Origin of the sequence: Caballeronia zhejiangensis (assembly GCF_000698575.1) — a bacterium.
Lineage (GTDB): Bacteria > Pseudomonadota > Gammaproteobacteria > Burkholderiales > Burkholderiaceae > Caballeronia > Caballeronia zhejiangensis.
The window spans coordinates 751,084-762,737 of the sequence record NZ_JFHD01000001.1; the positions used below are offsets into that span (position 1 = coordinate 751,084).

The 11,654-nt window shown below is 58.9% G+C and carries 9 protein-coding genes; 2 read left to right on the forward strand and 7 right to left on the reverse strand.

Annotated features, from left to right (window positions below; all coding sequences use genetic code 11):
* Nucleotides 1–2 precede the first annotated feature (2 nt).
* The 4 genes from BG60_RS03400 to BG60_RS03410 all read right to left on the reverse strand — a co-directional run bounded on the left by BG60_RS03400 (nucleotide 3) and on the right by BG60_RS03410 (nucleotide 5,673).
* Complete coding sequence (locus BG60_RS03400; protein WP_008347073.1) at nucleotides 3–263, reverse strand: PAAR domain-containing protein; 261 nt, start codon at nucleotides 261–263, stop codon at nucleotides 3–5.
* Between the two features lie 1,211 nt (nucleotides 264–1,474).
* Nucleotides 1,475–2,140, reverse strand: a complete 666-nt coding sequence (locus BG60_RS36725; RefSeq protein WP_075583481.1) for a hypothetical protein — start codon at nucleotides 2,138–2,140, stop codon at nucleotides 1,475–1,477.
* A gap of 17 nt (nucleotides 2,141–2,157) precedes the next feature.
* On the reverse strand, nucleotides 2,158–3,300 hold the full coding sequence (locus tag BG60_RS38115; protein ID WP_152563171.1) for a hypothetical protein: 1,143 nt from the start codon (nucleotides 3,298–3,300) through the stop codon (nucleotides 2,158–2,160).
* 3 nt (nucleotides 3,301–3,303) lie between these two features.
* The gene (locus BG60_RS03410; RefSeq protein WP_034470226.1) at nucleotides 3,304–5,673 is read right to left on the reverse strand and encodes a type VI secretion system Vgr family protein; all 2,370 of its coding nucleotides are present in this window, start codon (nucleotides 5,671–5,673) and stop codon (nucleotides 3,304–3,306) included.
* 504 nt (nucleotides 5,674–6,177) lie between these two features.
* Here BG60_RS03410 and BG60_RS03415 point away from each other — a divergent pair.
* Complete coding sequence (locus BG60_RS03415; protein ID WP_008347078.1) at nucleotides 6,178–7,506, forward strand: MFS transporter; 1,329 nt, start codon at nucleotides 6,178–6,180, stop codon at nucleotides 7,504–7,506.
* Nucleotides 7,507–7,508: 2 nt separating this feature from the next.
* Nucleotides 7,509–8,420 carry an NAD(P)-dependent oxidoreductase gene (locus tag BG60_RS03420; RefSeq protein WP_268811662.1) on the forward strand — a complete coding sequence of 304 codons (912 nt, stop codon included), beginning with the start codon at nucleotides 7,509–7,511 and terminating at the stop codon, nucleotides 8,418–8,420.
* Between the two features lie 54 nt (nucleotides 8,421–8,474).
* Here BG60_RS03420 and ilvD read toward each other — a convergent pair whose 3' ends face one another.
* The 3 genes from ilvD to BG60_RS03435 form a co-directional block, all read right to left on the reverse strand.
* On the reverse strand, nucleotides 8,475–10,334 hold the full coding sequence (gene ilvD, locus BG60_RS03425; protein ID WP_008347082.1) for a dihydroxy-acid dehydratase: 1,860 nt from the start codon (nucleotides 10,332–10,334) through the stop codon (nucleotides 8,475–8,477).
* A gap of 106 nt (nucleotides 10,335–10,440) precedes the next feature.
* On the reverse strand, nucleotides 10,441–11,073 hold the full coding sequence (locus tag BG60_RS03430; protein ID WP_008347084.1) for a TetR/AcrR family transcriptional regulator: 633 nt from the start codon (nucleotides 11,071–11,073) through the stop codon (nucleotides 10,441–10,443).
* A 1-nt stretch (nucleotide 11,074) separates the two neighbouring features.
* Nucleotides 11,075–11,497, reverse strand: coding sequence for a nuclear transport factor 2 family protein (locus BG60_RS03435; protein ID WP_008347086.1), 423 nt, complete (start codon nucleotides 11,495–11,497; stop codon nucleotides 11,075–11,077).
* Nucleotides 11,498–11,654 lie beyond the last annotated feature (157 nt).

Consider the following 11,654-nt stretch of genomic DNA (forward strand, 5'->3'; position numbering starts at 1 on the left):
CGTCAGGCGAAGTTCACGTTGGGCAAGGACGAGATCAGGCGGCAACCGCACGCGCAGCGGTGGTGATGCATCGCGTAGGGTTGGCCGTCGCGATCGGGAAAGCGCGTGTCGCCCTCGGCGATCGTGGTGTTGCCGTGCAGGTCGCATTGGGCGCTATCGCCGACGCGGGCGAGTCGGCGACCCATGAACATGGTGAAGGGTGAGCCGCTCGTGACTTCGCCGCCGTGCTCGAGCTTGTCGTATTCGCGGATGGGGGATTTCATTACTGTTTGTCCGGTTGTTCGGAATATGATAGTTGCGGACGCTTCAGGCGTGTCCAAATGGAGTCACGACCGATATCCAATATAGCGTCCTAAGGGTATGGCCAATTAAGGCAAATTTTTTCACGGCAGCATGCCTTCCACTATTGCGGCATCCACCAGCCACCGGAACATGAATTTCTAAGATTCAACCACAATTCACGGAGAAGGCCGCGCAATTCCACCTGCGGGTAGGCCGCTTCTTTGTCGACTTGTTTCAATTATGACATCATGAAGCAAAGGTGGAATCTCCTCGCTTTCTTTCTCTTTTAGTCTTCCGGTTCGGATTTCCAACGTGAAACAGGTCAGCCCGCTTATCGCCGGGCATACCAGGATGAATTCAGGAATATCCTGCCTTGTGCCGTCGCCATACAGCGAATCTACGTAGGCTATTGTTACAACCCAGCCAACCCCTTCATATTCTCTTTGCCATACAACGTGTCTGCAGTATCGCCCACCGGAATCTTCCTGATATTTCATCGCGCGCCGTTGTTGCAGAGGTGGGCTCAGGTTCGTAGCCCGACGGGGTACGCGGAATTCTACAGTTAAACGAGAGTTCCGCTTTGATAGGCCGTCGATTCACCTGTATATCCAGAGAAAAGACCGTAGAGAGCACATCCTCACTGATATTATATTTTGAAGACGTAATCTGCCCCGCCAGCGATTGGCCGATTCCATACCGGCAATTCTCTCTAATCATATCAAGAGTTTCCCGCACGCTTGGATCCACTTTACTAACCAGATTACCCGCGGCATCACAAGAACTAGCCCAAAGCAATAGGCATGTTACGAAAAAACTTTTCATTAAAGGGGCTCTTCTAAAGAAATCTTCCGGCCAGTTCAGATCCTCCCCGTTCGGACCTTTGGAAACGGCGACATCCGCCAATGTAGTTAACGCGTTCACGAAAGATGTCGAACGATCCACGAGCCCGTTCATGTGGGTGCGCTCTTTCCGGTCGCCCCCGTATAATTGACGGCGGCGGCACAATTTGTGAACGATTGGCTGAAGTACCTCTCCTTTCCCGGGGTATTGATTTTTTTCCGCGCCCGCTCCTGCCAAGTCAAACAGGATCCGCTCGGGGAACGCAGAATATGCCTGTCGCTCAATCCTCCCGTCACATTCCATTCTCGAGAAACCGCCATCTTTAAACAAAGCGACAGTCGTCACCGCTTGCTCACGGCAGTCTGTATTGAGAAGCTCGACTAGCGTCCCGGAATTTCGAGAACGCGCCCGGCGCGAGGCGTAAAGCGGGAAAGCATGCCGCAGAGACATCTGACGACGCATAGTAAAGAATCATAGAACCATCTTGCAGTGGCGAGAACGTGATTGGGAGATTCGCCAGTTCAACTTCCCAATCTGTTTCATCAAGGCACGCTCGATTATTCTTGTTCGCCTGTCTGAAGCTAGTCCTAGCCGCATCGACGAGTTCTGGGCGAAGGAAAAGACGATCATCCTGCCGAGTCGCAATGTTGTAGATAAGATTCAAATCAAGCCGTCTTCCGGTTTCCTTTTCTAGCGCAACCGCGTATTGATACGACGACGAGTGTATTCCGTCACATATCATAGTTCCTGAAACCTCCAAAATGACTACCTTATTTACATCAATAACCTTCTTCAATGTAGCATTGTATTTCCCGAGAGATTCCATTCCTTTTGCCGCATCTAAACAATCTTTCGCATCAGCCTCAACACGCATTCTCAGTGCATGGAGCGACTTCCTCAGCATTGGAGAAGCGTTTTGAACTGGCGGCAGCGGACCGATCTCCACGGCCTCCGACTTGGCATAGGAAAAGGATGTTCGCAGCATTGCGAACAACAACAAAGTGGCGAGGCGCTTCATAGTTCAATGTCCTCTATTCAAGCGGGGCGTTGTGGGGTGAAGTCCACGTACACTTGCGATATCGTCGCTGATTGTCCCCAAGTCGGCGTTTGTCGCGGACGAGAAACAATTTTCTGTCTTGCGTATGTCAGCGTCGCACTCGTCGACGTGTCTGTCGTATCGCCGCGATATCGAAGAAGATATGCAGCGTATTGCTGCCGATCGTCGTAGCCATTTGCACCTCCGTTCACCAGAATCGACATTCTCCCTACTGTCTCAGTGGTAATTCCTGCATCAGCAATACGCAAAATGTTAGTGGTTCCCATAAAATGCTTCCAGACCCAAAAGAAGCCAGCGCTGTCGCAAGCATTTGAACCTATAGAGACTAGGAGCTCAGGGTCATAGCGCGGATACCATCGTCTCGTATCACGGTGCGTATGCCCTTGAGAATCAACAGTTGGTGCGCCCGACCAATAGTGATTTGACGTTTGCGTAATTCTTCGGTCTGTGTACTGGCCCGAAGTGTTCGGCGCAAACGCGCGAAACTTCCCATAGTCATCATATAGCGTCGGCCACGTAAGCTGCATCAGACCGCGACCATAAAACGCTTGGTAATACTGCACATTCCCAGATGTCCCGCGACCTTGCCCATCCTCACGAGCGGTTCTCATTAGTCCGGTCTCAATATAGGCCTGCGATAAAAAGGCGACCTGGCGTTCCGCAGTTGAAAATTGATACTTTCGAAATGCGTTGCAAAGATCTGTGTGCGAAATCGTTCCGCCGTTCAGACGCCCGCGAGCCGTCTCCCAACTGAGAGTAGCTCCCGCACGATTTAATCCATAGCGACGTGGGAGAAGCTGGGTGAGTTCATCAAGGCTCAGCCACCCACACTTTCTGAAATGGCGAACAAATTCCAACGGATGAAAAGACCAAAGCTTCTGTCCCGCGGGCAACCCCGTCTTGTCCCAGAACTGAAACGACTCCAACAGTTTCAAAAACGCCGCGTAACCTGCATCGTTGCCGTGATAGAACTCACCTTCGTCCTTCAGCTTGCGATAAGTGCCGTGCGCAAGTTCAAAGGTGTCGACCAGATCCATCATCGGATCGAGCCTCGGCAGGTTCGCTGCGTTGTCGGCAGCGGTCAGGCCCGCCGCCGGAAGGAAGGGTGGGCTGATAATCATGAATCAACGCGTCAGTGGATAAGAATTGGTCGGCTTAAAATCGCTCGCAGGCAGCCCGGGTAATGGCTTATCGGCGTTCTCCGGCCCCTCGAACGTAAACGACCCCGCCTTGATCCTGAAGTCCCCCGGACAAATCACCTCGACACTTCCGTTCTCGATCTTGATCGCCGCGCCGCCGCTCGCCAGCACCGCCTTCGTCTTGCCATTGACCAGCACGTTCGCGTTCGCGCTCGACAGGTGCAGTTGCTGATCGGCGAACACATCCATGGGCGCATCCTGCGCTTGCACCTCGATCTTCCCCTTCGAAAAGACCTTGATGCCCAGTCGAAGCGCGCATAGCGAAATCAGTTCGCCCGCCACCATGCGCAGTCGCCGCGTAATACTCACGTCCATGTCCTGGCCCGCGCTTACGATCACGTTCTCACCCGCTGAATGCTGCGTCGACTTCGGCGTCACGAACGCCATACCGCCCGGGGCGCTAGCCAGCAGCCCCGCATCGCGAAGCTGATCGAGCGCTTGCAGCAAGGCCGATTGCGTGGCTCGATCAGCCGGATCGGCTTTCGCCTGCGTGGTCGCCGTCGCCAGATCCGTCACACGTTGCAGTGCGGCCTTCAACTGCTGTATTGCCGCGGGCATTTCAAGGTGCGGCGTGTCGACTCCGGCGGCCGCGTCCGCCGAGAGAAACAGTCCTTTCGCCGCGCGCATCGTGCCCCACGCCTGCGTCGTGATTTCGAAGCCCTCTCCGCGAGGAAGCTTCTTACTGTTGAGCAGATAGCCCTGGTTCACCGCCGACTGGCAGTACACCGTGGCGATGCGCGCACTTTCCTTACCTTGCAGATCGTTGAACACGACTTCCGCGCCGAGCAGCGGCGAGCGCCAGATGGCGTAACTGAACAAGGAATCCGTGCCCCGCACCAAGTCAGGATGCGAATAGTCATGCAACGCGCCGGAAATGTGTAGGCGATCGATGTCAGCATGCGCGCCCGAGAGCAGAACTTCCGTGGACGGAAGCAAGGGCGAATGAAAGCCGCCTTGATACGACGAGAACGGACGCAGCAGACGCAGCTTCAGCAGTTGCTTGTCAGTATTGCCCGTTCCTTGCAGGAACTTGGGCAGAACGGGATACCGGCCGTGTTCATCCATACAGCCGTAAGGCGACGAGTCGAACGTCGTGACCACGCCGACGACCGGACCCTTCAGAAACCGCCAATCGCGCTCGTACACGAATTCGGGGCGGTAGGCGAGATGCGCGGGCATTGCCTTGAAGCGCACGAGCGCCGGTTTCGTGCGGCTGCCCGTCATCGTCATCGTTTCGATCACGAAGCCGTATGGCGCGCTGGCAAGCTTCGTGTTGATCAGCCTCACCACGATGCCCGGCGCCACGCCCTTCGCATTGGTCTTGCCGGAGATCTTCGCTTGCTTCGCGATCTGCTCGTCGCGCCGCGTTTGCGCGAGCGCTTCGCCCTGCTGCCGCGTCAGATGAAACTCCGCGCTGCGGTTGATCTGACCGAACACCGAGCGATCGTCAGCCGTGCCTGAAACCTTCGCTGTGGCCCGCAGAGGATCTTCGGGCGTGCGGTAATTGCGCTCCCATACTTCTATCGATGCCGGCACCAGCGCGCGTGCCTCACTAATCGACAGCACCGCTTCGTGCCAATTGTTGTTGAGCCCGGAATCCGGCATCAGCGGTATGTCGATTGAGCGCACGTAACCGCGCGGATTGTCCGTGAACACCAATGTGTCCAGTTGCCCGTCCTGGCCGCGCGCCTGTTTATAGAACCACGCAATGCCTTTTCGTTTCGCGTGACGAGTGATCATGTCCCAAACGGACTCCTCGTACATCACGATCTGTTCCATCTTCTCCTGCGCGCCTTCCAGATGGAACTCGACATCGAAGGCGTCGAAGTTCGTCCGGTCGATCAGCAGTTGCGTGACCAGCTCCTGAAACGTCACGTTGCTGAAGACATCCGATTTCTGCACTTGCTTGCAAAGGGCGGCGAACCTTGGCTCGATGCGGATTTTATAAGTGGCCTCGTCCCGGTTTGTCCCGATGCGTTTGCATCGGGTGACGACGCCATTGAACGTCGCGGCCTCGTGATTGACAGGCGCGACGTAGTCGACCGAGGGCACGGCCACCCGCTCGTCGATCTGCAGCCCTGCACGTCGCCCGACCACGGTCTTGCCGTCGATGTCGAGCTGCGGCGAGGTCACCGTCACATCGACCTTATAGTCCTCGCACAGGCCCGCTTTTACTTTGAATTTCAGAACATCCAGATCGAGATCCAGCGTGCCGATCCACACGTTCAAAATCTGCGCAAGGCGCGCACTCGGATGGCGCAGCGCGTCGGTCAGATTTTTCGTCACAGCATTCATACGCGATCCTTATTCTGTTCAACGAACTCAAGCATTAATCGTTTTTCTTTGGACCGATGAATTTAGGATTGCATCACAAATAGGTCAACCCGGCTGATCGGTATTTGTTTGACATTCACGACCTATTGATTAAAGAAATCAGAATTCGGACATCGCCCATACCATGAGATCGAAGCGCGTGATTGAAAGAATGAGAAATTGCCTTTGAGCAGCAGACTTGAAGAATCGAGAGAAAATTCAACTCTTCTTCACCGATCCGATCGGGGTGAGGAAGCCGGATCGCACATTCTTTCAACTCGCTGTCCAGAGCGAACACTCGCTGCGTCGCGGGCCATACAGGAAAACCCGGATCAAATCCCGCCCCGCCCTCCACCCCGTGTTCGAACTATTCGAAAGCCCGCTTCAACGATTTCGCATATCACTCGCGCTCAGCAGCCGCTACATTTCTTCTGTCCCGCCGCGTCCCGCGCGAGCAGGGACGCAAAAACAAATACGGAGACAGACGTGGAAATCGATGCGACCAACATGCCGCAAGGCGCGGCATCGCCCGCTGCGTCACACGATGCGGCCACTGCGGACCGGATCTTTCGCCGCCTCGCGCTGCAAATCCTGCCGATCCTGATGTTCGCGTACATCACGTCGTACATCGATCGCGTGAATGTGAGCTTCGCGAAGCTGCAGATGGCGCAGCAACTCGGTTTCTCCGATGCCGTGTTCGGCTTCGGCGCGGGCATCTTCTTTCTCGGCTATGTGGTCTTCGAAGTGCCGAGCAACATCATCCTGCAACGCGTCGGCGCGCGCCGATGGATCACGCGCATCATTCTGTCGTGGGGCATCGTGTCGGGCCTCACGGCCTTCGTCTCCACGCCCATGCAGTTCTATGTGATGCGCTGCCTGCTCGGCGTCGCGGAAGCGGGCTTCATTCCGGCGATCGTCTTCTATATCGGCCAGTCGTTTCCGCGCAACCGCCGCGCGCGCATCCTCAGCATGTTCTATGCGGCGCTCGCGCTGGCGGGTCTCATCGGTTCGCCGCTGACCGGGTTCATCATGCAGTACTTCGATGGTCTCATGCAGTTGCCAGGCTGGAAGTGGATCTTCATCGTCGAGGCATTGCCCGCGTTTCTCGCGGCGGTCTATACATGGAAGGGACTCGACGACGACGTCACCCAAAGCCCGCGTTTCAGCGAAACGGATCGCGCGTTGTTGTCGCGCGTGCTCGCCGAGGATCGCGCGGTAACGGCGCAATCGAATCACAAGGGCCTCTTCACCAGCGCGCTCGTGTGGGCGTTCTGCCTCATCTATTTTCTCGATGTCTTCGGCATCTACGGCTACACCTTCTGGGCCCCGACGATGATCAAGTCGATGGGCATCTCCGGCGACTTCGCGATCGGCGCGCTCGCCGCATTGCCGAACGCGGTCGCGGTCGTCGTGATGGTCATGTTCGGCCGCAGCGCGGACAAGCGCGGCGAGCGGCGCTTGCACGTCGCGGCGCTGCTGCTGATGGGCGCGGTGGGCTTGTCGCTGTCGGTGCTCTGGCATGACAACCTGTGGCTCGGCATGATCGCGCTGTGCATCGCGAATGCGGGATTGCTGTCGTTTCCGCCGCTCTTCTGGAGCATGCCGACGGCCGTGCTCGGACAGGCCGCGGCGGCGGTCGGCATCGCATGGATCAGCGCGTTCGGCAATCTCGGCGGCTTCTTCGGCCCATATGTAGTCGGCTTTCTGAAGCAGGCTTCCGGCAGCATGACGCTGCCGATCTTCTCGATGGTCGGCTGCCTCGCGCTCGGCATCGTTCTCACGATGCTGCTGCCCAAGCGCCTCGTGAACCGCTGAGCATTTTCAAACTTACACGACAACATGAAGAGAGACACAGCATGAAGCAACGCATCGGCATGATCGGTGTCGGCCTGATGGGGCACGGCATCGCGCGTAACGTGATGAAGCATGGTTATCCGCTGACGGTCGTCGAGCATCCCGGCAATCAGCCGCTCGACGAACTGCTCGCGGGCGGCGTGAAGACCGTCGCGAACGGCGAGGCGCTCGCGCGCGCATCGGACATCGTCATTCTGTGCGTGACGGGCTCGCCCGAAGTCGAAGCGGTACTGACCGCACCCGATGGCGTGCTCGCGGGATTGCAGCCGGGCGCGATCGTCATCGACTGCTCGACGGCGGTGCCCGCATCGACGCAGCGCATGGCGGCGCTCGTGAAGGAAGCGGGCGGCCTCTTCGTCGATGCGCCCATGACGCGCACCGCGAAAGAAGCGCATGAAGGGCGGCTGAATCTGCTGGTCGGCGCTTCGGCCGAGCTGTTCGCGCGCATCGAGCCGTTGCTGCGTACCTATGCGGAGAACGTGACGCTCGTCGGCGATGTGGGCGCGGGACACAGCATGAAGCTGCTGCACAACTTCGTGTCGCTCGGCACGATCGCGCTGATCTCGGAAGCGGCGGCCTGCGCGAAACGCGCGGGCGTCGATGCGCAGACTTTCGTCGATGTCCTCGCGAAAGGCGGCGGTGGTGGCGCGGCGCTCGAGCGGCTGCGTCCGTCGCTTATCGACGGCGATCCGTCGGGCATGCCGTTTCACATGTCCAATGCGTTGAAGGATCTCGGCTACTACGTGACGATGGCCGGCGACAACAACGCCGTCGATGCGATCGCCGGCGCCGTGCGCGCGACGTATGCGGATGCGGTCGAGCAAGGCGGCGCGCATCGTACTTTGCTGGAGTTGCCGAGGTTGCTGGGCGATTGAAGTTGCGATAAAAAAAGCCGCTCATCGAGCGGCTTTCCCTGGCGCTTTAAAGCCTCAATCGTCGAGCAAGGACAAGTCGCGCACCGCGCCCTTGTCCGCCGACATCACCTGCTTCGCATACGCCTTCAGCGCAGCCGACACCTTGCGCGGACGCTGCTTCGCGGGCTTCCAGCCCTTCGCGTTCTGCTCTTCGCGACGGCGCGCGAGTTCATCGTCGGAGAGCAGCACGTCGATCGTGCGATTCGGAATGTCGATGCGAATCTTGTCGCCGTCGCGCACAAGGCCGATCGCGCCGCCCGCCGCCGCTTCCGGCGAGCAATGACCGATCGACAGGCCCGATGTGCCGCCCGAGAAACGTCCGTCCGTCAGCAGCGCGCATGCCTTGCCGAGACCCTTCGACTTGATGTAGCTCGTCGGGTACAGCATTTCCTGCATGCCGGGCCCGCCCTTCGGACCTTCGTATCGAACGATGACGACATCGCCCGCCTTCACCTTGTCATTGAGGATGTTCTCGACGGCTTCGTCCTGCGACTCGGTGACGTGCGCCGTGCCTTCGAACACGAGAATGCTTTCATCGACGCCCGCCGTCTTCACGACGCAGCCATCCAGCGCGATGTTGCCCGTCAGCACCGCAAGGCCGCCTTCCTTCGAGAACGCGTGCTCGTACGAGCGAATGCAGCCTTCGGCGCGATCCGTATCGAGGCTCGGCCAGCGCGTGTTCTGGCTGAACGCGACTTGCGTCGGCACGCCTGCGGGACCTGCCATGTAGAACGTCTTGACGGCTTCGTCGTCGGTGAGCTTGACGTCCCATTGCGCGAGCGCGTCTTTCAGCGTCGGCGCGTGCACGGTCGGCACGTCGGTATGCAGCTTGCCCGCGCGATCCAGTTCGCCGAGGATCGCCATGATGCCGCCCGCGCGATGCACGTCTTCGATGTGATACTTGTTCGTGTTCGGCGCGACCTTGCACAGCTGCGGCACGGTGCGCGACAGACGATCGATGTCCTTCATCGTGAAGTCGATCTCGGCTTCGCGCGCGATCGCCAGCAAGTGAAGAATGGTGTTGGTCGAGCCGCCCATCGCGATATCGAGCGTCATCGCGTTCTCGAACGCCTTGAAGCCGACCGAGCGCGGCAGCACGCGCGCCTCTTCCTGCTCGTAATAACGGCGCGCCAGTTCGACGATGCCGCGTCCCGCGCGCTTGAACAACTGCTCGCGGTCGGCGTGCGTCGCGACGACGGTGCCGTTGCCGGGCAGCGAGAGACCGAGCGCTTCGGTGAGGCAGTTCATCGAGTTGGCCGTGAACATGCCTGAGCACGAGCCGCATGTCGGGCACGCGGAGCGCTCGACTTCGGCGACTTCCGCATCGGAATACGACTGGTCGGCGGCGATCACCATCGCATCGACGAGATCGAGCTTCTTCAGTTCGATGGCCTTCGTCTTCGGATTCGCGAGGCGCGTCTTGCCCGCTTCCATCGGGCCGCCCGAAACGAAAATGACGGGAATGTTCAGGCGCATCGCGGCCATCAACATGCCCGGCGTGATCTTGTCGCAGTTCGAGATGCAGACCATGGCGTCGGCGCAATGCGCGTTGACCATGTATTCGACCGAATCCGCGATGATGTCGCGGCTCGGCAGCGAGTACAGCATGCCGTCGTGACCCATCGCGATGCCGTCGTCGACCGCGATCGTGTTGAACTCCTTCGCCACGCCGCCCGCGGCTTCGATCTCACGCGCGACGAGCTGGCCCAGGTCTTTCAGATGAACGTGCCCCGGCACGAACTGGGTGAACGAGTTGACGACGGCGATGATCGGCTTCGAGAAATCTTCGTCTTTCATGCCGGTGGCGCGCCAGAGGGAGCGCGCGCCCGCCATGTTGCGTCCGGCGGTGGAGGTTTTGGAACGGTATGTGGGCATCGTGGTTGCGGTTGGAATGTCGCGAATGAAAGCGGGCCACGAGGGGTGAGGGCCCTTGCGCGCGGCATCCGCGACCTTTTGGGTCGGGTGGGCGCGAATTTTGGGATTATCCCATACCTGCTTCGTCCATTCCGCTTCGACGCGCCGCCTGCACCAGCGCGCGAATCGCCCAGCGTCTGACCTTGCGCGCGCGTGCGTCGTCGAGTTGCAGCACGTCCTTGCAGACGATCATCGCCTCCGTGCCGATGACGAGCGCGAGCGCCTGCGTGAGCGTGTCGAGCGCGGCGGGACTGAACTCGTCTTGCGCGGGTTCGAGCGCGGACTCGATCAACGGTGTGCGGCGATTCTGCCGCAGCGGCATGTCGTCCTGCGATTCGCCCTTCGCCGCCCGCTCCAGCGAATGCGCGAGCATCATGCGCAACGGTGCTTCGTTCGCAAGAATCATGTCGTTGAGCGCGGCGTCGACACGCAACAATCGCGCGACCGGATCGGCCGATGCGCGCGCCGAAAATAGCTGGCTCGCAACGGGCGTGTCGACATCGAGCGATGCTTCGAGTAAGAGCGCATCGATGCTCGGGAAATGCCGATACGCCGTCGCACGCGACACGAGCGCTTCTGCCGCGACCTCTTCCAGCCCGGGCTTGCGCCCTTGCTTCATCAGCGCCGATGCCGCCTTCAGCAGATCCTTGCGCGTGCGCTGCTTCTGATTGCCGCGGGTCTTCGGTTCGGACTTCGCCATATCAAGCCTGCGGCAACTGACCGATGATCGCCGCGAGATCGACCCACACGTTTTCACGGCGAATCTGTCCGCTTTCGCTGAATTCGACGACATGCAGCATGCGAAATTCCAGCGGACGCCCACGGCCTTCGAGCCCGAACGGCCGGCCCGGCGCCTTGCCGCGCCACAACGACTCGTCGATGACAAAGCCGTCGCCATACAGACGGCGCAAGCACTCGACCCGGCTCTCCGACAGATCGGCAAACAACGCTTCGTAGAACGGCCGCGCGCGCTCGCGTCCGTGCGCCGGACCGGCAGGCCAGCCAACGACATCGTGCTCGACATCGTCGGTGAGCGTGGCGAGCACGCCTTCGACATCGTCGCTTCGTTCAAAACCGAAATGCTCTTCGATCTTGCGGTCCATCTCGACAGCAGTCAGCGTCATGATTGCCTCCTTGCACAGGTCACGCTTTCCAATTCATTCTAGTGAGACGACAGTCTCATTACAAGATTGAAATATCGTCTGGTGCGAGATGGTTAGCTATGCAATCACTTCAATGCATCGGCGCATATCGCAGATAAAAAAAAGCGCAGCCTCTTTT